The following is a 23,549-nucleotide window of genomic DNA, read 5'->3' on the forward strand; positions in this document are numbered from 1 at the left end:
ATCATTTTCGCTGATGGAACCATCGCTTCCATGCGGGGAACACGCATGATTGTTGCGGCAGCATGGGCGGTTGCGGCATTTTTCTTGCGTCCCTCTTGAGCGGCCGAATTTCCGCTTGACCCTGATTGCAGGGAAGGATTTTGCTTGTCGGGCTTTGGAAGGAGAAGATCATGCCCGTCGACACATCGCCTCGAACGACCACCTGGACCCATGTCGAGGGCGAGTGGCTTCCTGGCAACCCGCCGTTGATCGGCCCGACCTCGCATGCCATGTGGCTCGCGTCGGTGGTCTTCGACGGTGCCCGTTGGTTTGATGGCATCGCGCCGGACCTCGACCTGCACTGCCAGCGTGTCAACCGCTCAGCCGTCAATATGGGGCTGAAGCCCATCAAGACGGCCGAGGAGATCGAAGCGCTCGCCTGGGACGGCATCAGGAAATTCGACGGCAAGACGCCGATCTATATCAAGCCGATGTATTGGGGAGAGCACGGTTCGCCGGGCAGCGTCGTCTGCGTCGATGCGGAATCGACCCGCTTTGCGCTCTGCCTTTTCGAAGCTCCCTTGGGCGTTCATAGCGGTTCGTCGCTGACCGTTTCGCCCTTCCGCCGCCCCTCGCCGGAAACTGCGACGACGGATGCCAAGGCGGGCGGGCTCTACCCGAACAGCGGCCGCGCGATCGCAGAGGCGCGAAGCCGCGGCTTCGACAATGCCCTGATGCGCGACCTGAACGGCAATGTCGCCGAAACGGCATCCTCCAACATCTTCATGGTGAAGGAGGGCGTCGTCTTGACGCCGGTTGCCAACGGCACTTTCCTAGCCGGCATAACCCGCGCCCGCGTCATGGGGTTGCTGGGCCAGGCAGGATTCGACGTGCGCGAGAAAACGCTCTCGGTCGAAGACTTCATGAATGCCGACGAGATATTCACCAGCGGCAACTATTCCAAGATCGTCGGCGTCAACCGGCTCGACGGCCGCGATTTCCAAGATGGCCCGGTCACCCGCAAGGCGCTTGATCTCTACATGGATTGGGCCAACGGGCGAAGCCACAGCCACAGCAGCGAGTAGCGATCCGCGCAGAAAGTGCGAACCGGTTGCAGTCTCACGAGAAAGGTACGCGCGGATCCTGCACCAGGTAGAACTCGGTAACCGGCGTGACGTCGGTGATGAAGAAGCCAAACGCCGGTCGGTCGAGGGGATCAACGTGGCCGTTGGCGAAGCGCAGCCGGTCGAATTTCTCGAAGTGGCTCTCGAACCGGGCAAAACGGTTGGACGAAATGAGGTCCGGATTGGGATTGGTCTGATCAAATGACAGACCGTCGTAAAAGTCGCTCGGTTTGCCGAGTATCTCTTGAAGTTCGAATTCGAACTCGATCCAGGCCAATCCGCTGTTGTTCTCAGTGACAACGCGCAGGTGGAAGGCGCCCTCGGGAAACCCGTGATGTTGAATTGGCTTTGCGGCCCTAATCACCAGAGTGACGGGGCTTTCCGAGTTCAGTACTTCGTTGATGACGATCGGATCGACTTTTGTACCTGTGCCTGTAACTGAAAGGATGTGGAAGCCGCCAAGCTCGTCTGAGAAGGAATAATCCCCAGCATACCAACGTCCGTCGTCGGCCGGTCCGGCACTGATGAGTGCCAGTGCGAGCAACGCTGCCAGGATTCGCAAGTGACGCTTCATCGTTAGTACCTCTGGGAGCGCAGTCTATCCGTGCAGCGACCAAGTGAGCGAAGTGCCGGCGAGAGCCTTCCTCAGATGCTCGTTCGCCTCCACACCCGCGGCATCCGCGGCATATTCCGGTTTCAGCCGGTCGAGGAAGTACATCGTCATCTTACCCTTGTTTTTCACCTCAAGGGCGCCTCGCGGGGTGCAGTCGAAATAAGATTTTATGTGTTGATAGGTGTTCTCGGAGATGTTCACCCGGTCTGCTTCGTCCGTGCTCTCCATACGAGCCGCGATATTCACCGCGTCGCCCCAGACGTCGTAGGTGAATTTCTTCCGGCCGACGACGCCGGACATCACGCTGCCTGTATGCAGGCCGACGCGGAGGTGCCAGGGCCGCTGCCCGATCGCGGTCCAGCGCTTGTTCGACGCCACGACAAAGCGTCGAATCTCGAGAGCAGCAAGGCAGCTGCGGATCGCATGATCCTTGCGGCCCTGCATCAGACCGCCGGCGCACATGTAGGCGTCACCGATGGTCTTGAGTTTCTCCAGCCCATGCCGTGCGACGATGGTATCGAACTCGGAGAAATACATGTCGAGGTCATCGACCAACTCCCGGGGTGACAGTTCCACGGCTGATTTGGTGAAGTCGACGAAGTCCGTAAAGAGGATCGTCGTGGAAGGGTGGTGGCGGGGCTCGACCGAGCCCTTCGCCGTCAATTCGGCGGCTATCTTGAGCGGGAGGATATTGAGGAGCAGGTCGTCCGAGCGCTGCTTCTCAGCGGCGAGTTCCTGCTGCGAGCGCAGCACTTCGGCCATCCTCAGGCGCAGTTCGAGCTGGGCGATGGTCTGGCGCGCGAGGCGACGGATGCCTTCGGCGGCCTCGAAGGCGAGCTCGCGCGGAGCGACGTCCAAGATGCAGAGCGTGCCCAGCGCATGGCCGCCTGAATCGATCAGCGGCATGCCTGCGTAAAAGCCGAAAAAGGGTTCAGTCGCGATGAACGGCAGCTCCTTGAAGCGATCGTCGGCGTGGGTGTCGGGAACCACAAGAATGTCACTACGGCAGAGCGCATGGGCGCAGCAGACGTCGCCGCGGGACACTTCCTCGATGCCGGGAGGAACGCCGTGACGGGATTTGAGCCAAATCTTGGTGTCGCCGACGATGTTGACCATGGCGATCGGGGCACTGGCGATCAAGGCGGCGAGATCGGTGAGATCGTCGAATCCGGCTTCCGGATCGGTGCCGTAAACGTCATACTCCCTTACCGCGGCCAAGCGTTCAGCCTCGTTGTCAGGTAGAGGGAAGTCCATGCCGGCGCCCTCCATTGTGCGAAGCCAAAATGGGCGCGCCCGTTCAGATCGGGCAGGGCTCCACTTTGACGATTTATCTGCTGTTGTTTCCGGGCTGCCTGACAAAGCAGCTTACGCCGCCCGTCCGACGCCGACTGCCAGCCAAAAACTTACTCTCGCGATCTCACTTAATCAATGATGGGGGCCGCTATCTGGAGAAGCTGCTTGTCCTTCGATTGCGATCCGTTCGATCGGGGCAACCAGCCGCGCCTCGCTGCTTGGTTGCAAGCAATGAGAGCTCGACCCACATCTTGCAAGTGTCCGCTTCGGCGTGTTGGCGGACGGTGCGCCACCGTCACCCATGGGCCGACCCCCGACCGTTTGACGGGAACGATGCAACGGGGAAGCTTTCGATGCGCAAACGTGCCACTCACCGCTGTTTTGCGCTAGCCGAGCTCGATTGGTGGCTACCGAATAGCGGAGATGGAAGGCTCGTCCGATTGCCTTTCGCCTTGCCCGACCGTCATCTCAGGAACATTAGCCCAGTGTCCTCGTTTGGCGTCTATCACCCTAAATGAGGGACGTATCATGTCCGACAACCCGTTCGACACCAGCCGCGGCAATGGCGGCGAGACGCATCAGCATATTCCGGAAAACGGTCCGCACCCGGATGTCGACCATCTGACCACCAATCAGGGCATCCGTATTTCCGACAACCAGAACAGCCTGCGCTCCGGTGCGCGTGGCCCGACGCTGCTCGAGGACTTCGTGCTGCGCGAGAAGATCTTCCATTTCGATCACGAGCGCATTCCGGAGCGGATCGTGCATGCCCGTGGTTCGGCGGCACACGGCTATTTCGAGTTGACCGAAAGTCTTTCCGGTATCACCAAGGCCGATCTCTTCCAGCGCAAGGGCGAGAAGACGCCGGTCTTCGTGCGCTTCTCGACGGTCGCCGGCGGCGCCGGTTCTGTCGACACGCCGCGCGACGTGCGAGGCTTTGCTGTCAAGTTTTATACGAAGGAAGGCAATTGGGATCTGGTCGGCAACAACATCCCGGTCTTCTTCATTCAGGACGCCATCAAGTTTCCCGATCTGGTCCACGCGGTGAAGATGGAGGCTGACCGCGCCTATCCGCAGGCCGCCAGCGCCCATGACACTTTTTGGGACTGGGCGTCGCTGATGCCCGAAAGCACCCACATGCTGATGTGGGCGATGTCAGATCGCGCTATCCCGCGCTCTTTCCGGATGATGCAGGGCTTCGGCGTGCACACGTTCCGCTTCGTCAACGCCGAGGGCAAATCGACCTTCGTGAAGTTTCACTGGAAGCCTAAGCTCGGTCTCCAATCGACCGTCTGGGACGAGGCGCTGAAGCTGCAGGCGGCCGACAACGATTTCCATCGCCGTGATCTTCACGAGGCGATCGAAGCCGGGAACTTCCCGGAATGGGAACTCGGCCTGCAGCTTTTCGACGAGGATTTTGCCAGCAAGCAGCCTTACGACGTGCTCGATGCGACCAAAATCATTCCGGAAGAAGTGCTGCCGCTGAAAATCGTCGGCCGCCTTGTGCTGGACCGCAACCCGGAGAATTTCTTTGCCGAAACCGAGCAGGTCGCCTATTGCCCCGCCAATATCGTGCCCGGCATCGATTTCACCAATGACCCGCTGCTTCAGGGACGCCTCTTCAGCTATCTCGATACTCAGAAATCGCGTCTCGGCACCGCCAACTTCCACCAGCTGCCGATCAACGCGCCGAAATGCCCTGTCATGAACTTCCAGCGTGACGGGCAGATGCAGATGAACGTGCCGACGGGGCGAGCCAATTACGAGCCGAACAGCCTTGGTGCGCATGGCGAGGGAGGCGGGCCGCGCGAATGCCCCATCACCGGCTTCCCGACATTCAGCTCCGCGTCCGGGAAACAGGAGCAGGGTGACAAGCTGCGCATCCGCGCCGAGCTCTTTGCCGACCACTACAGCCAGGCTCGGCTGTTCTGGAAATCGCAGACTCATTCGGAACAGGCCCATATCGCCTCTTCCTTCGTCTTTGAGCTGTCCAAGGTCGGCCTGAAGCAGGTGCCACCACGCATGGTCGGCAACCTGCTGAACGTCGATGCGGAGCTCGCCAAACGTGTCGCCGAAGGCCTGGGCATCGAACTGCCGCAGAAGAACCCGGCCGCTCGCGAGCCGGTCGACATGGCTCCGTCGCCGGCGCTCTCGATTCAGAAAAACATGAGGCAGACGATCGAGGGCCGCAAGATCGGCATTCTGATCGCCGACGGCAGCGACGCTCATGCCCTGCAATCCCTGGTGAATTCGATTGAGGATGCGAAAGCCACGGCTTTCGTCGTTGCCCCGAAGGTCGGGAAGGCGAGGCTGTCTGACGGCAGCACGATCAAGGCCGACGGCCAGCTCGCCGGTTCTCCGTCACAGTTATTCGATGCGGTCGCAGTCCTCTTGTCCGGGGAGGGCACCGGAATACTCATGAAGGAAGGTGCCGCCGTGCAATGGGTGATGAATGCCTTCGTGCACCTGAAGGCGATCGGCTACACGCCGGAAGCCTTGCCTCTGCTCCAAAGGGCGGGCGTCGAACTCGACGAAGGTGTCCTCGCGCTGGACGGCGCTTTTTTCGAGGCCGCCGCCAAGCGCTACTGGTACCGCGAGCCGAATGTCCGCATGCTGGCATAGAGGTCTCGCCGCCGGGGCGCTTTCTGGCCGAGACAAGTGACTGGACGTCACGTCAAATCACCTTCTCCCTGCGGTGAGAAGGTGCCCGGAGGGGCTGCTTCCTCGAGCCTTGCGGGTTGCGATGCACAAGCAGCCACTGAAGTTAGCTCGCCCTCGGTCTCGCCATCCACGCATAAGCAGCACCCGCCAACAGCAGCGCGCAGGTGGCGAGAAAAACAGCCCGCATGCCGATATGCCCGCCCACGAAGCCGCCGAGCACGGGGCCTGCGACCTGGCCGACATATTGCGTCGAAATGGAATAGCCTAGTATGCTGCCTGCGGCACGGTCCGGCACGCTATGTCGGATGACGGCGGCGATGCAGGGCAACAGCCCGCCGAGCGCAATGCCCATCACGAAGCGCAGCGCAATCAACTGCAACGAATTGGTGACGAACGCCTGCGGGATCAGGAGCAGCGCCGCAACAGCAAGCGCGCCTGCAATCACTGGCCAATGCCCGATCCTGTCGGCGAGCTTGCCGAGGCGCGAGGCCGAAAGGATGCTGCCGAGTGCTGTCGCCGACATGACGATGCCGGCAGTCATCGTCACGCGTCCCTGGTCTTCGACCAGTTGCGCCACGTAGACGGCTATGATCGGTTCGATCGACATGTTGGCGAGCATCAGAAGCAGGCCGGTCGCGAGCATCGCGACCACCGGGCCCTTGTCAGGGATCGCGCGCCAGCCGCCGCTTGTCTTCGTCGCTTGTCTGCGGGCGGGGGACTTTTCCTCCTTGATCATTAAGGCGGTCGCCAGGAAGGCGAAGAAGATGACGCCTCCCGCCGCCAGGAACGTGCCGCGGATGCCGATGATGGGCGGCAGCGCCCCACCGATCAGCGGTCCGACGAGATTGCCCGCCATGATGCCCGACGACAGCACGCCGAGGGCCCAGGCCGAGCGGTCTTTTGGCGTCTGCGTCGCGACCAGCACCATGGAGCCCGAGGCGTAGCCGCCTGCAAGTCCGACGAAGAGCCGGAGCGCCACCAGCTGCCAGACGTTCTCGGCCATGCCCATGAGCGAGATTGCGATCGTCATGCCGAAGCTGGCGCGCACCAGCATCAGCTTTCGCCCGTAGATATCACCGAGCCGGCCCCAGAGAGGCGCGACGATCGCGGCGGCAAAAAAGGTCGCGCCATAGGCGATGCCCGACCACTGCACGATCGCGGCATGCTCGCTGACGCCGAGTTCCGCGACATAAAGCGGCAGGAAGGGGAGCAGCAGCGTCATTGCCACGATCGTGGTGAAAGAGCCGGCCAGCGAAATCACGAGGTTTCGTTTCCAGTAGGCCGACCCGGCCGCCGCTTCTGCCGCGTCGATCTGCGTCTCTGTCATGTGGGGATCTCTGTGGGTACCGGTTTGGAAGAAGCGGGAACTTACGCCCCGCCGGCTCCGGCGCCAAGGACGAATCGAGCTTGATTCGTCGCAATTTGCATTCCCCCATTTTGATAGACTGGGGCGCTGCGCTTCAAGGATGGCAAGCTTGCTTCGGTGGAGGTCTAGTATCGGGAGGTTGTCCAGCCGCATCGCCCTGGCCGCCTGATCGGTAGCCGAGCGCGAAATGCGGACGATTTGAAGCATTGATCGAGCCGTATCTCGGCAAACAGCGATCCATGGGATCTGGGAGCTCGCGCCAGATTCGGAAATCGACCGTCGTGAAGCTCATCATGCTTCATTCATGCCTAGAAAAACCGGATCGCCGACGTCGAGATGATGACGAGCGAGACGGCGATCATCAAGGGCCTCACCGGTAGGCGCTTGACGAGCATGGCGCCGAAGGGCGCGGCGATCACGCCACCAACGATGAGGCCGACAGCCGAACGCAGTTCCGACCAGCCGAGGGTCAGAACGAAGGTCAGCGAGATGGTGAGCGTCACCGCGAATTCCGTAAGGCTGGTAGAGCCGATCACTTTCTTCGGATCGTGCCCGCGGCTGACCAGCGTGCTGGTGACGATCGGCCCCCAACCACCGCCGCCGATCGCATCGAGCATGCCGCCGCAAAGCCCGGCCGGTGGCACGATCCAGTCCTTGACATCGCGCGGCCAGCGCGGTTGGAACGCCTTGAAGAGGATGACGAGGCCGATGGCGATCAGATAGGCCGAAACGAAAGGCGCGATCGCCTTGCCGTCTACATTGGCGAGGATATAGGCTCCAACCGCCCCTCCGACCATCCCTGCAGGTGCCAGGCGCGCCACGAGTTTCCAGTCGACATTGCGGTGGTAGACATGCGATGCGCCTGAGGCTGCAGTCGTGAAGATCTCCGCCACATGTGTCATCGCGCTGGCATTGGCAACCGGCACGCCAAGCGCCAACAGGCTCGTCGTCGAAAGCACCCCGAACGCCATGCCGAGCGCGCCATCGACGATTTGCGCGCAGAAGCCGACCAGCACGAAAAAGAACAAATCGAGCGCCATCAAACTCCCCGACCGGCGGCTTCGCAAGGCAAAAACAAAAAGGCGAAGTAACTTTCGCAATCTCCGGCGGCTCCGAGTTTCGCTCGATAACGGCTTTGGAGCAATGGAAGAATCATGCGTGGCTGAAGCGGTCGAACGGTTCATCCAGCGCTGGCAAAGTGAAACAACCGCAAAGACCCCTGCGTTCCAAGGGGGTGGGGGCTGGGTTATAAGGTTTTGGCAAAACCTTATAACCGTTGGCAGCAGCGAGGGGAGCTATAAGGTGGCAGACACTTATAAGGGCGGTGTGATGAGCGAAGAGGGCTTCATCAAGCACGTGCGCAGAGCCCGACTTGGAGAAGATGAAGCTGATCAACGTTCCAAATGACTTCTCCGGGAAAGCGAAACGGGAACGGCAAGAAGCTGCTCGGCATGGAGGCCCGCCGCTCTGCTGCAATAGTTGCCGAAATGGAAGAAAAGGCCCATTCAGGCCGCAAGATGTGCAGCCGTGGCATTCGGAATCGACGTTGTGGCAATTTGCGACAATATTTTGCGCTTAACCATATCGCTTAGGCTTTCGTTCATCCTCCCGCATCAGTTTCGCCCGGGTGGCTGGGAACCAACCATTGAGGATCGGAAGCTATGACCCATGCACTGGTGCTTTTCTCGGCCGTAACCGCGATCGTCGTATCGATATCGGCGATCGGAAGTCAGCCGGCGCCAAACAATCCGAAATGGCCGGAAATTCATCTGGCGAAGACCTCGCGCGTTCTGCCCGCGCCTGGGCATTGATGAACGGGCAATTCATTACCGGTTCAGGACGGCAGGGCTAAATCTCGCTTCGGCTGGATTTATGGAGACTCGCAATGAAGATTATCTCGCTGGCAGCAGCGCTCGTTATCGGAGGCCTTTCGGCAGTTTCCGCCGAAGCGATGCCGATGGCGCCGGCGCGTGCCGAAACCCCCGCTCCGTCTGCGATCACGAAGGTCGATTATGCCTGCGGGCCCGGATGGCGCCTGAACCGCTGGGGCGAATGCCGCCCGCGCTTCTATCGTCCGCCGCCGCCGCGCTACTGGCATCGCCCGCCGCCGCCACGCTGGGGCTGGGGCTGGGAGCGCCCGCACCATCGCCGCGACCGCGACTGGGGCCGCTACGACCGCTATGACCGCTACGAGCGCAGCAGCTTTTGAGCGGTGCAGCGATCGGTAAGCGCTGAGATTGAGGAAGCCGGGACGAATGTCGCCCCGGCTTTATTTTGCTTTACCGGTCGCCACCTTCTGCGGCGTCGCCGCTAGCGCGAATTTCTTGATTTCCTCCGGCGTCAGATAGTAGAGCCGGTCGGGTGGCGTCTCCATCGCATGCAGCCAAAGGCCGGGCTTGATGCCCATGTCGCCGAGGTGGCGAGTGACGCTGGCGGTCGTGCGTTGCGCCTCCGACATGGCGCGCTCCGGCGAAAGCTTCTCCTTCGAGCCGTTGAAGACTTGATGCACGCCGATGACGGCGCCGTCCTCGGCCTCGCGGGTCACGCCACCGGCCATGATGATCGGGCAGGAGGAGGCGCAGAGCGCGCCGCTTGCCACCCTGGTACCGATCTTCCGTTCGCGAATGAGCTTCGACATCGCCAGCGCATCCCCGACGGCGCCGCCCGGCGAATCCAAGGAAACGGTCTTCACATATTCGCCGCGCGCCGCAATCTCCTGTTCGAAGCGGGCGGCTGCGCCGAGCTCGATTGCCCCCTGCGCCAGAAGGACACCGCCCGGCTGTAGCTCGAAACGGATCGGCTGCTTGAGCTGTTCGACACTCGTCGTGATCTCGGAAGGTGGCGCCTGCGGTCCACCCTCCGTCAGCGCCGGCGGCAGCACCGGCATGGTCTGCGGCTGTGCCGGATCGAAGCCCGGCAGTTCGGCGTTGGCGGCGCTGATCTCGCGCCAATCGATGACCGCAAGCACGATCGCCGCGGCAAGCAGGGCGTGGAAGGCGTGGCGTATCAGCGTGCCGTCATCTGTGGAAAGCACGTAATCTTTCAGCCGCTGCCCTGCCGTTTGCAGCATCATACCGGCGGTCCCTTCCTCGGTCCCTTGCCCGAAAGATCGAAGCTCGCAATATTCGATTGGTCCGGCGGTTCCGTTTTCTCTGCCTCGGTGAGTGCGGTTTCGAGATCGACGCCGCGCTGCTGAACGGCTCGTTGGACCTCCAGCGCCTGCAGAAGCTCTGCCGCGGTGATCCGCTCGGCAAATGGCAGGCGCTGTTCCTGGCGCCGCAGCGTCGAGTGGACGATCGACAGCATGAAGATCAGCACCGCCGGCAGGATATCGATCGAGATTGCGCCGGCCCAGCTCGGGATGAAGTCCGAAGCATAGCGCAGCACCGCTTCGGCCGAAGAGAGGGGCACGAACCGCCGCTCGGCGACCGGTTCGCGCGAAAGGATCTGGTCGGCTGCCTGCGACAGCACCTTGGATTGCGCCGCAACCGAGGAGCGGATCGTCTCCATAACCTGATCCTGCCGGTTGGCGAGATCGGCCTCGCGGCCGTCGGCGACTGGGGCGATGAAGCCGAGCGAAAGGTCTTCCGCCGCACGCTTCACCGAAGGGGCGATGGAGGTCTGCTCCAGCGAGGTGATGACGCCGGATAGCCCGACAACCTCGGCGGCAAACTGGTCGGCGCGCGGATCGATAGCGCCGGGGGCCGAAACCAGAGTACGCATCGTTTCCAGGTGCTTGCGGCCCTCGTCGAAGAGCGAGGTGACACGTTCGCGCGAGGCATCGATGCCGTTTTCGAGCTCCGTTAGCTGCGAGGCCATCTGCGAGAGGAGCTGCACGACGCTACCTGCGCCGGTCGTGCCCGTCAGCGCGCCGGTTTCCCGCTCCTGGTCCGCCAGCCGCTCGAAGCGCTCCTGCGTGCGCTGGATGTCCGGCAACAGGCTCTGGGCCGCAAGAGCGTTCTGATGGGCCTTGTCGAGGTCGGCGGTATAATCCTCCAGCGTCTCGGCAAGATGCTGTTCGAGTGCGGCCGATCCTGCAAGCGCAGCCGCATTCAGCCAGCTCGACATGGCGATGATCATCGCGCAGCCGAGCGCCATGACGCCAAGCATCGCGCCGCGTCCTGCCGCACCCGTCACATGCGGATAAAAGCGCGCCATATAGGTCCAGAAGGCATAGATCGCCACCGAGACCGCGCTGGAATAGATGAGGGCGGCGAAGAACACGGCCGTTGCCGAACCGTCGAGGATGCTGCGCACGCCTAGATAGGTGTAGACACCCGACGCAAGCGCCAGGACGGCGAGCGCGAAACGCGTCATTGTTTCGACGGCGTCGATGCCGTCCTGCAGGCGATGGGATGCGCCGAGGGCCATGGGTTTCCTCCCGCTGGTATCCTCTTAAGAAACCATTAAAATCCCGGCGAAAACAAGGCCCGCAAAAGCAGCGGATGGCTTACACCGCAGGAGGTACGCCTGAGAGGCGCCGCACCTTACTCTTCCGGCAGCAGGTCGAGCCTCTGCGTGTCCAGTTCGCTGCCGATTTCCGCGATTTTCGATTGCTTGTCGTAGACACAGATATGGGTGACAAACCCATTGGCGCCCTTCGGCCTGCCGGTTAACAGCGCCAGCCCATAATGCGCGCTGCCGACGGGATCGACGACCGCCCTTGCGTCCGCGATGGATGCGGCCGCCGCTTGGCGGCATTTTGCCTCCACTTCCGCGGCAAATTCGCTCCATGCCTCGTCAGAGGAGGCGAGCGCACTGCCTGCGGTCATGAAAAGGAGGATCGTCGCGGAATGGCGGATATTATTCCTCTGCATCGTAATTCCCTTGGGCGTAGTGTGTGCCGGAAGCGCGGTTATATGCCGATGATGAGCGATTTTTGTCACCGAAGCCAGGCCTGCAGGCGAGGCAAATTTTCCTCGGAGGCGGCCGTTTTTTGATGTTTCCACCGTTGCCTCCCTACGTTTCCGCTCCTATGTTCCGCCTCACCTGCCGATCCCGCAATCTATTGCCAAGAGGAGATCTACAATGGCTTTCGAATTGCCCGCACTCCCGTACGACTACGAAGCTCTCGCACCTTTCATGTCGAAGGAGACGCTGGAGTTCCACCACGACAAGCACCACAAGGCTTACGTCGACAACGGCAACAAACTGGCGGCTGAAGCAGGCCTGGCCGATCTTTCGCTCGAAGAGGTCGTGAAGAAGTCCTTCGGTAGCAATGCCGGCCTCTTCAACAACGCGGCTCAGCACTACAACCACGTCCATTTCTGGAAGTGGATGAAGAAGGGCGGCGGCGGCAACAAGCTGCCGGGCAAACTTGAAGCGGCCTTTAACTCCGATCTCGGCGGCTATGACAAGTTCAAGACTGATTTCGCCAATGCCGGCGCCACGCAGTTCGGTTCGGGCTGGGCCTGGGTTTCCGTCAAGAACGGCAAGCTTGAAATCTCCAAGACCCCGAACGGTGAAAACCCGCTCGTGCACGGTGCCACCCCGATCCTCGGCGTCGATGTCTGGGAGCATTCCTACTACATCGACTACCGAAACGCCCGGCCGAAGTACCTTGAAGCCTTCATCGACAGCCTGATCAACTGGGACTACGTCCTGGAGCGCTACGAAGCGGCCACCAAGTAACGGTTTCATAGCGTCGATTCCAGCACCCGGCGCCTTGAAACGCCGGGTGTTCTTATTTTTGCTCACCGTCACTGGCCTGTCATGCGACGCTCCTAAGGCAACCGCCATGCCTTGTTCGGACACTTTCCTTTTTCGCTTCGGCATCATTGCCGACCCGCAATATGCAGCGATCGCTCCGAATGCCGCGATGGATCGCTACTATGCCAACAGTCTCGCAAAGCTCGCCGAAGCGATCGAGGTTTTCAACGCCCAGGAGCTCAGCTTCGTGATGACGCTCGGCGATATCATCGACGGGATTTGGGAGAGCTTCGACGACGTCCTGCCGGTCTACGAAAAGCTCCGCCACGAGAACCTTTTCCTTCTCGGCAATCACGATTTCGCGGTCCCGGCGGAGCATCTTGCCGCTGTTTCCACACGCCTTGGCCTGCCCTCGCCCTATTACGCCTTCTCGCACCGTGGCTGGCGTTTCGTCGTTTTGGACGGCAACGAAGTCAGCACCTGCGCGCCGCCGGCAGACCATCCATACCGCCAAATGGCGGCCGAGCGTCTGGCGGCGCTGACGGCACGGGGTGCGGTAAACGCCCATCCCTGGAACGCATCACTGAGCGACGAGCAATTCGCATGGCTTGCTGCCCAACTCGATGCTGCAGAAGCCGTCCGCGAGCGCGTGATCGTGATGAACCACTATCCCGTCTACCCGCCGAACGAGCACGACATGTGGGACCGGGAACGCATCATCGATCTGCTCTGCGGCCATGACAACGCCGTTGCCTATTTCTGCGGCCATAACCACGCGGGCAACTACGGCAAGACCGGCGGCTGCCACTTTGTCAATTTCAAGGGAATGGTCGAAACCGAAACGGAAAACGCCTTCGCCATCGTCGAGGTTTGCGAAGGACGCCTCGAAATCCGCGGTTTCGGCCGCGAAGAAAGCCTCTCGCTTGCCTTGTAGAGCCGCGCCGTTATCCGCCGGATGGAACCGATGCCACTCCTGAAAAGTTAGGATAAGACCCTTCAGGAGGCCAAACCGATGTTCCAGGCTCTTGAAATACTGACTGTTCTCGTCGTCGCCGTCGCGATGGCACTGGCCCTTGCCCATGCGCTCGAGCTGCCGGGCAAGATGCGGCTGTCGAAGGAGCAGTATCTTGCCGTGCAGCCCATTTACTATCCCGGCTTTACCTTCGGCGGCATCGCCGAGCCGCTCGGCCTGATCATGACCCTGGCATTGATCGTACTGACCCCGCCTTTCAGCGGCACCTACTGGCTGACCGCCGGCGCATTCGTGTCGCTGCTCGCCATGCACGCGATCTATTGGATGGTGACGCATCCGGTAAACAATTATTGGCTCAAGGAACAACAGCCGGAAGGAGCCGGGAAACGCTTTTTCAGCTTCAGGTCCCATCGTGACGCCAATGAGCCGGACTGGACCGTCCTGCGCGACCGGTGGGAGCGCTCGCATCTTCTGCGGGCCATCTTCGGCCTGGTCAGCCTGATCTTGCTCGTCGCCGCCGTCGCCGCCTGACAAATCTGGGCAGCGCCTGGTCACGTCTCAGCGTTAGGATGAGACGCCAGGCGGTCTTTCGGCCCAGCCGTTCATCCAATCTTCGCGCAACCCGTCGCCTTCGCCCCGGAAGAAGGCCCCAGCCGCTTCGCAATCCTCGACGCGGTCGCTGCGGAAATTGCGGATCGCCTGACGCAGTTCGCACCAGCCGACGATATTGGAGTAGTGTGAATAGTAGATCAACGCGATCGGGCGGATGGTGCGCTCGGTGGCGCGTCCCAGTTCGTCGCGGTAGTTGAGCGCCAGCTTCTGCTCGTCGCGGATGGCCCGGCGCACCATGGCGAGATCCAAGCCGGCAGGCGGCTGTGCGACAGTGCCCCAGGCAAAGAGCGCCTTGTTCTCCATCGCCTGGCGCAGAGGTATCGGCACTGCGCCTGCGATCTTCTGGTTCACCCGCTTTGCCGCCTGCTTTAGCTCTGCGTCGCCGGTCCGTTCCAAGAGCGCCAGCGACAACACGATCGCCTCCAGTTCCTCGATAGAAAACATCAGCGGCGGCAGGTCGAAGCCGGGGCGCATGATATAGCCGATGCCGCGCCCGCCTTCGATCGGCACGTGCATCGACTGCAGTGCGGCGATGTCGCGATAGATGGAGCGCACCGTCACTTCCAGCGCGTCCGCCATCGCCTGGGCCGTCACCGGTCGTTTTGCCAACCGCAGGATCTGGATGATCTCGAACAGGCGAGAGGCCTTTCGCATTCTCTCCTCCAAGGCTCCTGACAATACACTGTCAGTTGGGCTTTGATATAGCACAGCCTATCGAATTGAAATCAAAAGCGGTCCGGGAAAATGGCCGCCGCTTCGAAGGCAGGCAACTGACATGACTTACACGGAAAACCTCTGGCTCTACTTCACCCTCCTCTTCGGCATCATCATCGTGCCGGGCATGGACATGCTCTTTGTGCTCGCCAATTCCCTGACCGGCGGCAGGAGCCGCGGTATGGCGGCAACGGCAGGCATCATGGCGGGCGGCGCGGTTCATTCGCTTTACGGCGCAATCGGCGTTGGCATTCTTGCGAGCCTGCTGCCTTCGCTCTTCAACCCGCTGCTTTTCCTGGGCGCCGCCTACATGATCTGGATCGGCTTCACACTGATCCGCAGCTCGATAACGGTGGATATGGTCGGCGAGGGAAGCCTGCGCTCCGGATGGCGCGCCTTCCGGCAGGGCGCGATCACCTGCCTCATCAATCCGAAGGCGTACCTCTTCATGCTTGCCGTCTATCCGCAATTCCTTAAACCCGTCTACGGGCCGATCTGGCTGCAAGGCCTTGTCATGGGCGCTATGACACTCGTGACCCAGTTGGCGATCTACGGCGCGGTGGCGCTCACCGCCGCGCGAAGCCGAACGCTGCTGGTCTCCAATCCCCGTGCCACAATCATGGTTGGCCGCGCTGCCGGAGCACTGCTGATCGCCGTCGCGCTGGTGACTGCCTGGCATGGCTGGAAGGCGGTCGCATAATGTAAGGAGGATATCTCCCGCGCCATGGACATGGCGCGCTTTGTACCTTGCGACAGGAACAGGCAAGTGGGTCAGGGGGTGCATTACCATTTTGAATTCCTTGTCATATCACCCATTTGTTACTTCGCGCTCATTATAAATTTGCCATCATGCGGCCGCGAATATCAGGCGCCGGTCTCGGAGAGACCTCGGTATCGAAGAGGAGTGGATACATGAAATTCAAAACAATTACGGCGGCTGTGCTGGTTGCCGGCATGGGGGTGACGGCGGTCTTCGCGCAACAGGAGGGCACGCATGAAGCGCGCGAGGCTCTGATGAAGAAGGTCGGCGGCTCGGCCGGCGTCATGACGGCAATCGCCAAGGGCGAAAAGCCCTATGATGCCGAGGTGGTGAAGGCAGCGCTGACGACGATCTCTGAAACCGCCAAGGTCTTCCCCGACCAATTCAAGCCGGGTACGGAAACCGGCGACAAGGCGGCGAGCCCGAAGATCTGGGAAAACATGGAGGACTTCAAGGCGCGCGCCGCAAAGCTTAGTACCGACGCCGAAAAGATCCTCGCACAGCTTCCAGCTGACGCTGCCGGCGTTGGCGGCGCTTTGAAAACGCTCGGCGCCAACTGCGGCGGCTGTCATGAGAACTACCGTATAAAGACGGACTAAGCGGCAGCCGTCCCCGTTCGAATCCATTGGTCCGCGCCTGCCTTGCTGCGGGTGTGGACCGGCTTATCTTAGACCCTTGCAGTCGCTGAAAAGGGGAGCGGCATGGTCCGCAGGTTCATCCGGTTTGTGCTCTGTCTCGTCGGCGTCATCGCCCTCGGCGGTGCGGTGTTCTATTTCGTCACCGCGCCGAACCCGCTGCCAGAAAGCCATTGGGCCAATCTCGGCGCGCCCGACGTGAAGAACGGCGAGACGGTGTTCTGGGCGGGCGGCTGCGTCGGCTGTCATGCCGCGCCCGGTTCCGAAGGCGATGCCAAGCTCACGCTGTCCGGCGGGCTTGCGCTGAAGAGCCCCTTCGGCACTTTCCATGTTCCGAACATATCGCCGGACGAGAAGGCCGGCATTGGCGCCTGGTCACTCGCCGAGTTCGGCAATGCGATGAAGCGCGGCATCGCCCCCGGGGGCCAGCACCTTTATCCGTCCTTCCCCTATGGCTCCTATGCCCGCATGAGCGACAAGGACGTCAACGATCTTTTCGGCTATCTCAAGACGCTACCCAAAAGCGGCAATGTCGCGCCGCCGCACCAATTGTCGTTCCCCTATGATATCCGGCTCGCACTTGGAGGCTGGAAGCTCCTCTATTTCAACGACGCGCCGCACATCGTGCTCGCCAACGACGACAAGCTGAAGCGCGGCCGGTATCTCGTCGAGGGCCCAGGCCATTGCGGAGAATGCCATACGCCGCGTGACGCGCTCGGCGGCTTTGAGCCGGATATGTGGCTTGCAGGCGCTCCAAATCCGGAAGGCCGTGGCCGTATCCCCAACATCACCCCGGGCTCCAAGGAGATCGGTTCCTGGAGCGAGGCCGATATTGCCAACTACCTCGAAACCGGCTTCACTCCGGACTTCGATACCGCCGGCGGCTCGATGGCCGAGGTACAGCGGAGTCTCGCGCATCTTCCCAAAAGCGATCTCGAAGCGATCGCCGCGTATTTGAAGGCAGTGCCGAGCCGATGACGCTTGCAATAAGCGACAGCATCTCATTCGGCCAAAGTGATTTTTTGCTTTGACCCTCAGATCCATGCACGCGCAGCCAAGGCCGGGGGGCTTGCCGGCAAGGGCTGCGACAATGGGAGGAGGAAATGCTGTCGGGAGACTCACGCCGCCTTGGGCTGGTGCTCCGCGCCAAACATCAAAAGATACTGGTCGAGATCCTCATTGCGGAAATTGAGGGCCCGGTAGATTTCGGCGGCAAAGGTGGTCGGGGCCGAACCGGGGGCGGTGACCAGCATGCCGTCGCGCACAGCCGCCGACGCGTCCTTGTAATGGGCATGTCCGCAATAGCCGGGCAGGTCGGCGATGAAACGCAATGCATTGCTCGTATGCGCCGCATTGTTCAGCGCGCCTGCCTTGGCAAGCGCCAGTGTTGCGCCACAGATCCCCGCAACCAGTTTGCCGCGGGCCATGAATTCGTCGATGACCGGCTTTAGATCCGGGGCCTTCTCGGTCTCCCAGATCATGCCGCCGCAAAGCACCAGGCCGTCGAAAGCCTCGGCCCGAAGCGCTTCGGCCGCCGTATCGGGCGTCACGCGCAGGCCGCCCATGGAACGCACTTCGGCGCCACCGGGTGTCGCCGTCACCACGTCGAAGCCGAACTCGGTGCGGGCTGAAGCCGTCAGTTGCCCGACCTCCCAGTCCGCGAAAGCCTCCGTCAGAACCACAGCAAGCCGTGTCATGTGTATCTCCCTTGTCCGTTGGAGCGGCAGACGCTCAAGCCAGCGCCTGCATATAGCGCATGCCGGTAACCGGGCGAGGGGTGAAGTCCATATGCTGGTAGAAACGGTGTGCCTGGATGTTTCCGGTCGCCGCACTTACGGAAAGGTAATCGCAGCCGGCACTCCTGGCGGTTTGGCGGGCGCGGTTGACGAGGTGCTGGCCGATGCCGTGGCCGCGATGGCCGTCGCGCACGAAAAGGTGGTGCAGGTCCATGCCACGCTTGCCTTCCTGCGCCCTGTAGAGCGGCACCAGGATGGCGTAACCGATCAGCCCGTCGCCGGTTTCGGCAACCAGTGCGGTGATCCACGGAACCGGGCCGAAAAGGTCGCGTTCCAGCTGCTCGGGAGTGGTGATCGCTGCATCTCCGTGATGGGCGGCAAGCAGCGCGATCATCTCGTTGAGTGCTGGCAGGTCCCGCGGTTTTGCCGTGCGGATCGTCACCACCGGCGGGCGGATCAATGAAATTTCGCTGTCTTCGATTGCAATCATGGTCTTTGCGTCCTTGTTTGGTAATTCTGCCGTCAGGACGCCGCTGAATACAACAAAGCCGCCTGACGGCGGCTCGTTGACAATATGATCTGTCCGGCCGCCTTTACAGGTACAGCCAAAAATACGTGCGAGTGATGTGCGCGTTGTTGATCATGCGCGATAGATTCTCCAGAACGCGCAATTTGTCAATGGGGCGTCATCCGCTACTGATAAGTTGTGTAGAGTATCTCTGCAGCTTTATGTAGAAAATCGATAATTCCAGACGAACGCTTTTACGGAGGGCATGATGCGTTTCGTTTCCAATGAGGTTGAAGGATATCGCATTTTCGCGGTCACCGGTGTCAACACCATCTCATTCGCCGTCGACTACCAGAACGCCGATACGAAAGGCCTGCTGGGCTTCGCAGTCGAGCGTCACGACCCCACCGAAAACCAGCGGTATTTCGTCTATGGCATGAAGGTCTTCGCAAGCGTCATCCCGCAGCCGGACGAAAAAACGGTCGTCACGACCTACGATCACCCGGTACAGAGTTTCGTCTGGGACGACTTCACGGCAAAGCCGGACCGGCGGTATGAGTATTTATTCTATCCGCTGAAAGGCAAGCCGAAGAACATCGACCGCAGCGCGCCGCCAGTGAAGATCGTGGTCAGGACCGAGCCGCTCTTCACGGAGCTTGAACACGATATCTTCTTCAACCGCGGCGTTGCCAGTAGCCAGGCCTATCAACGCCGCTTCGGCAACGAAAGCCCTGACGATCTGCAGCCGGCGCAGAAGCGTCTTGAAGCGTTGCAATGGCTGAGCCGCGATCTCGACGAGGCGCTGTTCAGGTTCATCGATCAAGCGCAGGCCGGCGACAGGCTCCTCGGATGTTTCTACGAATTCCGCTATCTGCCGGTCGCCAAGCGCCTTAAGGCCGCCATCGACCGCGGCGTGGTGGTAAAGCTCATTCTCGACGGGAAGATCAATGAACACACCGACAGCAAGGGCAAGTTCCATCCGAGTTTTCCGCGCGAGGACAACAGGGCCATGGTCGAAGAGGCCGGGCTTCCGGCGACGGCGATAGCCCGATGGCGGGAAAACAATCCGAACAACATCCAGCACAACAAGTTCATGGTCCTGGTGAGAGGTGCTGCTCAGAAGCCGGCGGAAGTCTGGACCGGCTCGACCAACATGTCGCCGGGCGGCATTCACGGGCAGACGAATGTCGGCCATTGGGTGCGCAATGCGGACGTTGCTGCGGCCTTTGAGGCTTACTGGAGGACACTTGAAAGCGATCCGGGCGCAGTCGAGGGCGAAACGAGAGCCGTATCCGATGCCAAGCGCAAGGCCCATCGCGACGCCGTGATGGCGCTGGCGCCGATACCGGCAGACTGGGAGGATATTGCCAAAGGTGTAACGAGCGTCTTCAGTCCGCGGTCGGGAAGCAAGGTGCTCGACATGTATGTCGACGCACTCGATTCTGCCACTGATTACGGCGGCATCACGCTTGCCTTTGGAATCGGCAAGAAATTCAAGACGGCGCTGGTCAACAACACCGAAGCCGAAATGCCGCAGCGGCCCGTGATCTTCCTGCTCTTGGAAAAGCAGGACAAGCCCAATCCGCGAGCCAGCGAGCCATTCGTGCCGCTGAATGCAAAACATAACGTCTATCAGGCATGGGGATCGTTCCTGCGCGATCCGCTCTACCAGTGGACGCGCGAAACCAATGCCCGGGCGCTCGGGCTCAACCAGCATGTGGCTTACGTCCACTCGAAATTTCTGCTGAAGGACCCGCTCGGGGCCGACCCGATCGTCGTGTCCGGTTCGGCGAATTTTTCAGAAGCGTCCACCAACGACAACGACGAGAATATGCTGCTGATCCGCGGCAGCGAACGCGTGGCCGACATCTACTTCACCGAGTTCAACCGGCTCTTCAACCACTATTATTTCCGCTCGATCCAGGAGGTCATGGCCGGGCGGAGCGACGGGCAAGCGAATGCCTCGGCCGACACCAGTGCAAGCCTCTTCCTGGACGAGAGCGAGACCCAGGAGTGGTTGAAGAAATACAGACCCGGCACGCTGCGCTGGAAGCGCGTGCAGGTGTTCACCAAGATGGCTGGTGCGAAGACGTTGTAACGTTTTGGAAACGGATAGAATATCCCAGGATGCTGTGCCGCCCAAGGTGCGGGCTCATCAATCCGGTTGATGTGCAAGGAAACCATACCCATCGCCCGCCTCGTTCTTCGAGGCTGCGCCCTGGGGTCTTTCCGCACTTCACGATGAAGGCTGATCGACGGCGCCAGCGGCACTGCCCTCATCCTGAGGGCGAAGCGAAGTCGCAGGGGCCCCCGAAGGATCACCAGCTTGTATGCCGACGTGTCGAAATGGATCGGCTAAACGCACACCTCGTATCCGCGCCAGTCAGCAACATGGTCTTTCCTGTTGTCCGTCGAATGTCACATGCCAAAGACATGCTTCCCTTTCGTAGCTACCCATACTATACCCCCCTATATTAAAAGGAATGCACTCCTTGTCGCACACGACTCGTCAGAAGAAAAAACTCATCGCCCGTGTCAGCCGCCTCAAGGGTCAGCTGGAAGCGGTTGAGCGCGCGCTGGAGGCCGAGCGCCCCTGTGGCGACATCCTGCAGCTGCTGGCCTCGATCCGGGGCGCACTGAACGGGCTGACCGGCGAGGTGCTGGAGGATCACCTGCACGAGCACGTGCTGCATGCGGCCGACGAGAAGGCCCGCGCAGAGGCGGTCGAGGAAATTTCGCAAGTGCTGCGAACCTATATCCGCTGAAGAGATCGAAGGAGACCGCGATGAGCACACAAACGCTGGAACACGACCATGTCTTCCTCGGGGCTGGCCACGAGCGCAACGAGCGCCGCGTCTGGTTCGTGATCGCGCTAACGGCGGTGATGATGGTCGTTGAAATCGGCGCGGGCACCCTATTCGGCTCCATGGCGCTCGTCGCCGACGGCTGGCACATGTCGACGCATGCCAGTGCCCTTCTGATCTCAGCCGTTGCCTATTTCTATGCCCGCAAGCAGGCTCGCAATCCGCGCTTTACCTTCGGCACCGGCAAGCTAGGCGATCTGGCGGGTTTCGCAAGCGCCATCATTCTCGCGATGATCGCGCTGCTGATGGCCTGGGAGAGCGCCTTGCGCCTCGCCAACCCGGTCCCCATCAGCGTCGCCCAGGCGATCGGCGTCGCCGTCATCGGCCTTGCAGTCAATCTCGTCAGCGCCTTGCTGTTGAAGGATAGCGGCCCTCATCATGGGCACAGCTACCATCATCATCATCATCACGGCCATCACACGCATCATGATCACCGGGACCATTCCCACCACGGCGGGGGCATCGACAACAACATGCGCGCCGCCTACACCCATGTCCTCGCCGATGCGCTGACCTCGGTGCTTGCGATTGCCGCACTTTCCTTCGGCAGCCTTTACGGCTGGATCTGGCTCGATCCGCTGATGGGCATCGTCGGCGGTTTCATCGTCGCGCAATGGGCCTGGGGCCTGATGAAGTCCTCCGGCCGCGTTCTGCTCGATGCGATCGCGGAAGGCGAGGAACTGCCCGGCGAAATCCGCAAGGTGATCGAAACCGGCGGCGACCGCATCACGGACCTGCATGTCTGGCAGGTCGGCCCCGGCCATCACGCCGCGATCGTCGCCGTCGCGACGTCCGAGCCTCGCGAGCCTGCTTTCTACAGGGCGAAGCTCGAAAGCCTGGACGAGCTCTCGCATGTGACCGTCGAGGTCACGCAATTGCAGGCGGCCTGATGAGGCCGCAAAGGCGACGACAAGGTGCCACAATCGCAGCCTAGCTCTTTGTCGTTGATTGAGCCGGAGTGACTTAATGACTGACTTTTCGATCCATCGCCGCACCATCTTGCAGGCGGCGATGCTCTTTCCCGCATTTTCCCTTGCCTCATTCGCCCGCGCCTCCGAAACCGACGACGACATTGAGCGCCGGTTGGGGGAGCTCGAAAAGCGCACCGGCGGCAGGCTTGGCGTTTCCGTCATCGACACCGAAACAAAGGTCACGCTTGGCTATCGCGAAACCGAGCGTTTCCCGATGTGCAGCACCTTCAAGGTACTCGCCTCGGCCATGGTGCTTTCGCGCGTCGACAAGGGCGAGGAGAATCTCGAGCGCCGCGTGATCTATGACCGGGACAAGCTCGTCTCCTACTCGCCGGAAACGGAAAAACACGTCGGCGGGGAGGGGATGAGTGTGGGCGATCTTTGCAAGGCGGCGATTACGCTGAGCGACAATACCGCCGGCAACCTGTTGCTTGAAAGCGTCGGCGGTCCGAAGGCGCTCACCAAATGGTTGCGCTCGATCGGCGACCGCGCGACCCGCCTCGATCGCTGGGAGACTGCGCTGAACGAGGGCAAGAAAGGCGATCCGCGCGACACGACGACACCGGACGCGATGCTCGACACGCTCGGCAACGTCGCGCTTGGCTCAGTGCTATCCGAGCCTTCACGCGAAAAGCTCATCGCATGGATGCTGGCGAACACCACCGGCAATGCGCGTCTTCGCGCCGGTCTGCCGGGAGACTGGAAGGTAGGCGACAAGACCGGCACTGGCGACAATGGTAGCGCTGCAGACATCGCCATCATCTGGCCGAAGGGCCGCGGCCCGGTCCTCGTGACGGCCTATATCGCCGAGGCGAGGGCGCCGGTGAAGGAATTGAACCTCGTCTTTGTCGAAGTCGCGAAGATCGTCGCGGGCATGGCGGGATAATCAGCGAATTCAAGACGATGCGGCGGAGATATGAATCTAAGACGCATCGTCTTGAATCATTTTGCGAACTCAATGCGGTTTTTCGTTCGGATCGTGGACTGGGCTCGATAAGCGGGGCTCCCGTATAGTCCGCCCCGTTGATGCCGGATAACTCGTGTTTGATTGGCCGGGCAATCTGCTTTTCGATCGCGTTCCTCAGGCTACT

25 protein-coding genes are annotated in these 23,549 nt (G+C 61.1%); 15 read left to right on the forward strand and 10 right to left on the reverse strand.

Annotation, left to right across the window (positions count from 1 at the left end; genetic code table 11):
- Nucleotides 1-170: 170 nt before the first annotated feature.
- Nucleotides 171-1,064, forward strand: a complete 894-nt coding sequence (locus tag AM571_RS05565; protein WP_074063088.1) for a branched-chain amino acid aminotransferase — start codon at nucleotides 171-173, stop codon at nucleotides 1,062-1,064.
- A 34-nt stretch (nucleotides 1,065-1,098) separates the two neighbouring features.
- On the opposite strand, the gene AM571_RS05570 is transcribed toward AM571_RS05565, so the two are convergent.
- Together AM571_RS05570 and AM571_RS05575 are read right to left on the reverse strand one after the other, a co-directional pair.
- The gene (locus tag AM571_RS05570) at nucleotides 1,099-1,677 is read right to left on the reverse strand and encodes a hypothetical protein (RefSeq protein WP_074060552.1); all 579 of its coding nucleotides are present in this window, start codon (nucleotides 1,675-1,677) and stop codon (nucleotides 1,099-1,101) included.
- Between the two features lie 24 nt (nucleotides 1,678-1,701).
- Nucleotides 1,702-2,970, reverse strand: coding sequence for an adenylate/guanylate cyclase domain-containing protein (locus AM571_RS05575; protein WP_074060553.1), 1,269 nt, complete (start codon nucleotides 2,968-2,970; stop codon nucleotides 1,702-1,704).
- A 567-nt stretch (nucleotides 2,971-3,537) separates the two neighbouring features.
- Here AM571_RS05575 and AM571_RS05580 point away from each other — a divergent pair.
- Entirely contained in the window at nucleotides 3,538-5,631 is a 2,094-nt protein-coding gene (locus AM571_RS05580; protein ID WP_074060554.1) for a catalase, read from the forward strand.
- Nucleotides 5,632-5,773: 142 nt separating this feature from the next.
- Here AM571_RS05580 and AM571_RS05585 read toward each other — a convergent pair whose 3' ends face one another.
- Together AM571_RS05585 and AM571_RS05590 are read right to left on the reverse strand one after the other, a co-directional pair.
- Entirely contained in the window at nucleotides 5,774-6,997 is a 1,224-nt protein-coding gene (locus AM571_RS05585; protein WP_074060555.1) for an MFS transporter, read from the reverse strand.
- A 347-nt stretch (nucleotides 6,998-7,344) separates the two neighbouring features.
- On the reverse strand, nucleotides 7,345-8,076 hold the full coding sequence (locus AM571_RS05590) for a sulfite exporter TauE/SafE family protein (RefSeq protein ID WP_074060556.1): 732 nt from the start codon (nucleotides 8,074-8,076) through the stop codon (nucleotides 7,345-7,347).
- A gap of 118 nt (nucleotides 8,077-8,194) precedes the next feature.
- On the opposite strand from AM571_RS05590, the gene AM571_RS05595 reads away from it, so the two are divergent.
- From AM571_RS05595 to AM571_RS05605, 3 genes are all read left to right on the forward strand, one after another.
- A complete protein-coding gene (locus tag AM571_RS05595) occupies nucleotides 8,195-8,443 on the forward strand; it encodes a hypothetical protein (RefSeq protein WP_074060557.1) in 249 nt (82 codons plus the stop codon).
- Nucleotides 8,444-8,697: 254 nt separating this feature from the next.
- Entirely contained in the window at nucleotides 8,698-8,847 is a 150-nt protein-coding gene (locus tag AM571_RS36085; RefSeq protein WP_155774411.1) for a hypothetical protein, read from the forward strand.
- A gap of 74 nt (nucleotides 8,848-8,921) precedes the next feature.
- Entirely contained in the window at nucleotides 8,922-9,245 is a 324-nt protein-coding gene (locus AM571_RS05605; protein ID WP_074060559.1) for a GCG_CRPN prefix-to-repeats domain-containing protein, read from the forward strand.
- A gap of 60 nt (nucleotides 9,246-9,305) precedes the next feature.
- On the opposite strand, the gene AM571_RS05610 is transcribed toward AM571_RS05605, so the two are convergent.
- From AM571_RS05610 to AM571_RS05620, 3 genes are all read right to left on the reverse strand, one after another.
- Nucleotides 9,306-10,109 (reverse strand): hypothetical protein, encoded by an 804-nt coding sequence (locus AM571_RS05610; protein ID WP_074060560.1) that lies wholly within the window; start codon nucleotides 10,107-10,109, stop codon nucleotides 9,306-9,308.
- On the reverse strand, nucleotides 10,106-11,407 hold the full coding sequence (locus AM571_RS05615) for a hypothetical protein (RefSeq protein WP_074060561.1): 1,302 nt from the start codon (nucleotides 11,405-11,407) through the stop codon (nucleotides 10,106-10,108). Before AM571_RS05615 ends, AM571_RS05610 begins: the two co-directional genes overlap by 4 nt.
- A gap of 116 nt (nucleotides 11,408-11,523) precedes the next feature.
- Nucleotides 11,524-11,853 (reverse strand): hypothetical protein, encoded by a 330-nt coding sequence (locus AM571_RS05620; protein WP_074063089.1) that lies wholly within the window; start codon nucleotides 11,851-11,853, stop codon nucleotides 11,524-11,526.
- 211 nt (nucleotides 11,854-12,064) lie between these two features.
- Here AM571_RS05620 and AM571_RS05625 point away from each other — a divergent pair, with 211 nt between their 5' ends.
- From AM571_RS05625 to AM571_RS05635, 3 genes are all read left to right on the forward strand, one after another.
- Nucleotides 12,065-12,667 carry a superoxide dismutase gene (locus AM571_RS05625; protein WP_074060562.1) on the forward strand — a complete coding sequence of 201 codons (603 nt, stop codon included), beginning with the start codon at nucleotides 12,065-12,067 and terminating at the stop codon, nucleotides 12,665-12,667.
- 106 nt (nucleotides 12,668-12,773) lie between these two features.
- Nucleotides 12,774-13,619, forward strand: coding sequence for a metallophosphoesterase (locus tag AM571_RS05630; RefSeq protein ID WP_074060563.1), 846 nt, complete (start codon nucleotides 12,774-12,776; stop codon nucleotides 13,617-13,619).
- A 78-nt stretch (nucleotides 13,620-13,697) separates the two neighbouring features.
- Complete coding sequence (locus AM571_RS05635; RefSeq protein WP_074060564.1) at nucleotides 13,698-14,189, forward strand: anthrone oxygenase family protein; 492 nt, start codon at nucleotides 13,698-13,700, stop codon at nucleotides 14,187-14,189.
- A 33-nt stretch (nucleotides 14,190-14,222) separates the two neighbouring features.
- On the opposite strand, the gene AM571_RS05640 is transcribed toward AM571_RS05635, so the two are convergent.
- The gene (locus tag AM571_RS05640; protein ID WP_074060565.1) at nucleotides 14,223-14,924 is read right to left on the reverse strand and encodes a helix-turn-helix transcriptional regulator; all 702 of its coding nucleotides are present in this window, start codon (nucleotides 14,922-14,924) and stop codon (nucleotides 14,223-14,225) included.
- A gap of 121 nt (nucleotides 14,925-15,045) precedes the next feature.
- Here AM571_RS05640 and AM571_RS05645 point away from each other — a divergent pair, with 121 nt between their 5' ends.
- The 3 genes from AM571_RS05645 (at nucleotide 15,046) to AM571_RS05655 (ending at nucleotide 17,357) form a co-directional block, all read left to right on the forward strand.
- On the forward strand, nucleotides 15,046-15,684 hold the full coding sequence (locus AM571_RS05645) for a LysE family translocator (protein ID WP_074060566.1): 639 nt from the start codon (nucleotides 15,046-15,048) through the stop codon (nucleotides 15,682-15,684).
- Between the two features lie 212 nt (nucleotides 15,685-15,896).
- Entirely contained in the window at nucleotides 15,897-16,343 is a 447-nt protein-coding gene (locus tag AM571_RS05650) for a c-type cytochrome (protein WP_074060567.1), read from the forward strand.
- Between the two features lie 102 nt (nucleotides 16,344-16,445).
- Nucleotides 16,446-17,357, forward strand: a complete 912-nt coding sequence (locus tag AM571_RS05655) for a c-type cytochrome (protein WP_074060568.1) — start codon at nucleotides 16,446-16,448, stop codon at nucleotides 17,355-17,357.
- Nucleotides 17,358-17,497: 140 nt separating this feature from the next.
- Here AM571_RS05655 and AM571_RS05660 read toward each other — a convergent pair whose 3' ends face one another.
- Both AM571_RS05660 and AM571_RS05665 read right to left on the reverse strand, forming a co-directional pair.
- Complete coding sequence (locus AM571_RS05660; protein WP_074060569.1) at nucleotides 17,498-18,076, reverse strand: type 1 glutamine amidotransferase family protein; 579 nt, start codon at nucleotides 18,074-18,076, stop codon at nucleotides 17,498-17,500.
- A gap of 34 nt (nucleotides 18,077-18,110) precedes the next feature.
- The gene (locus AM571_RS05665; protein ID WP_074060570.1) at nucleotides 18,111-18,605 is read right to left on the reverse strand and encodes a GNAT family N-acetyltransferase; all 495 of its coding nucleotides are present in this window, start codon (nucleotides 18,603-18,605) and stop codon (nucleotides 18,111-18,113) included.
- Nucleotides 18,606-18,891: 286 nt separating this feature from the next.
- Between AM571_RS05665 and AM571_RS05670 the strand changes: the two genes are divergently transcribed.
- The 4 genes from AM571_RS05670 (at nucleotide 18,892) to bla (ending at nucleotide 23,344) form a co-directional block, all read left to right on the forward strand.
- Nucleotides 18,892-20,721 carry a phospholipase D-like domain-containing protein gene (locus AM571_RS05670; protein ID WP_074060571.1) on the forward strand — a complete coding sequence of 610 codons (1,830 nt, stop codon included), beginning with the start codon at nucleotides 18,892-18,894 and terminating at the stop codon, nucleotides 20,719-20,721.
- A gap of 394 nt (nucleotides 20,722-21,115) precedes the next feature.
- A complete protein-coding gene (gene dmeR, locus AM571_RS05675; RefSeq protein WP_074060572.1) occupies nucleotides 21,116-21,388 on the forward strand; it encodes a Ni(II)/Co(II)-sensing transcriptional repressor DmeR in 273 nt (90 codons plus the stop codon).
- 20 nt (nucleotides 21,389-21,408) lie between these two features.
- Nucleotides 21,409-22,377: a CDF family Co(II)/Ni(II) efflux transporter DmeF gene (gene dmeF, locus AM571_RS05680; RefSeq protein ID WP_074060573.1), complete on the forward strand. Its 969-nt coding sequence runs from the start codon at nucleotides 21,409-21,411 to the stop codon at nucleotides 22,375-22,377.
- Nucleotides 22,378-22,453: 76 nt separating this feature from the next.
- On the forward strand, nucleotides 22,454-23,344 hold the full coding sequence (gene bla / locus AM571_RS05685; RefSeq protein ID WP_081377035.1) for a class A beta-lactamase: 891 nt from the start codon (nucleotides 22,454-22,456) through the stop codon (nucleotides 23,342-23,344).
- Nucleotides 23,345-23,549 lie beyond the last annotated feature (205 nt).

Source organism: Rhizobium etli 8C-3, assembly GCF_001908375.1.
Taxonomy (GTDB): Bacteria; Pseudomonadota; Alphaproteobacteria; order Rhizobiales; family Rhizobiaceae; genus Rhizobium; species Rhizobium etli_B.

Coding starts and splice junctions, on each gene's coding strand:
- AM571_RS05625 (WP_074060562.1), top strand. CDS start 12,065: ATGGCTTTCGAATTGCCCGCACTCCCGTACGACTACGAAGCTCTCGCA.
- dmeF (WP_074060573.1), top strand. CDS start 21,409: ATGAGCACACAAACGCTGGAACACGACCATGTCTTCCTCGGGGCTGGC.
- AM571_RS05670 (WP_074060571.1), top strand. CDS start 18,892: ATGCGTTTCGTTTCCAATGAGGTTGAAGGATATCGCATTTTCGCGGTC.
- AM571_RS05620 (WP_074063089.1), bottom strand. CDS start 11,853: ATGCAGAGGAATAATATCCGCCATTCCGCGACGATCCTCCTTTTCATG.
- AM571_RS05585 (WP_074060555.1), bottom strand. CDS start 6,997: ATGACAGAGACGCAGATCGACGCGGCAGAAGCGGCGGCCGGGTCGGCC.
- AM571_RS05565 (WP_074063088.1), top strand. CDS start 171: ATGCCCGTCGACACATCGCCTCGAACGACCACCTGGACCCATGTCGAG.
- AM571_RS36085 (WP_155774411.1), top strand. CDS start 8,698: ATGACCCATGCACTGGTGCTTTTCTCGGCCGTAACCGCGATCGTCGTA.
- bla (WP_081377035.1), top strand. CDS start 22,454: ATGACTGACTTTTCGATCCATCGCCGCACCATCTTGCAGGCGGCGATG.
- AM571_RS05645 (WP_074060566.1), top strand. CDS start 15,046: ATGACTTACACGGAAAACCTCTGGCTCTACTTCACCCTCCTCTTCGGC.
- AM571_RS05635 (WP_074060564.1), top strand. CDS start 13,698: ATGTTCCAGGCTCTTGAAATACTGACTGTTCTCGTCGTCGCCGTCGCG.
- AM571_RS05655 (WP_074060568.1), top strand. CDS start 16,446: ATGGTCCGCAGGTTCATCCGGTTTGTGCTCTGTCTCGTCGGCGTCATC.
- AM571_RS05610 (WP_074060560.1), bottom strand. CDS start 10,109: ATGATGCTGCAAACGGCAGGGCAGCGGCTGAAAGATTACGTGCTTTCC.
- AM571_RS05575 (WP_074060553.1), bottom strand. CDS start 2,970: ATGGACTTCCCTCTACCTGACAACGAGGCTGAACGCTTGGCCGCGGTA.
- AM571_RS05570 (WP_074060552.1), bottom strand. CDS start 1,677: ATGAAGCGTCACTTGCGAATCCTGGCAGCGTTGCTCGCACTGGCACTC.
- AM571_RS05665 (WP_074060570.1), bottom strand. CDS start 18,605: ATGATTGCAATCGAAGACAGCGAAATTTCATTGATCCGCCCGCCGGTG.
- AM571_RS05660 (WP_074060569.1), bottom strand. CDS start 18,076: ATGACACGGCTTGCTGTGGTTCTGACGGAGGCTTTCGCGGACTGGGAG.
- AM571_RS05630 (WP_074060563.1), top strand. CDS start 12,774: ATGCCTTGTTCGGACACTTTCCTTTTTCGCTTCGGCATCATTGCCGAC.
- AM571_RS05590 (WP_074060556.1), bottom strand. CDS start 8,076: ATGGCGCTCGATTTGTTCTTTTTCGTGCTGGTCGGCTTCTGCGCGCAA.
- AM571_RS05580 (WP_074060554.1), top strand. CDS start 3,538: ATGTCCGACAACCCGTTCGACACCAGCCGCGGCAATGGCGGCGAGACG.
- AM571_RS05640 (WP_074060565.1), bottom strand. CDS start 14,924: ATGCGAAAGGCCTCTCGCCTGTTCGAGATCATCCAGATCCTGCGGTTG.
- AM571_RS05615 (WP_074060561.1), bottom strand. CDS start 11,407: ATGGCCCTCGGCGCATCCCATCGCCTGCAGGACGGCATCGACGCCGTC.
- AM571_RS05605 (WP_074060559.1), top strand. CDS start 8,922: ATGAAGATTATCTCGCTGGCAGCAGCGCTCGTTATCGGAGGCCTTTCG.
- AM571_RS05650 (WP_074060567.1), top strand. CDS start 15,897: ATGAAATTCAAAACAATTACGGCGGCTGTGCTGGTTGCCGGCATGGGG.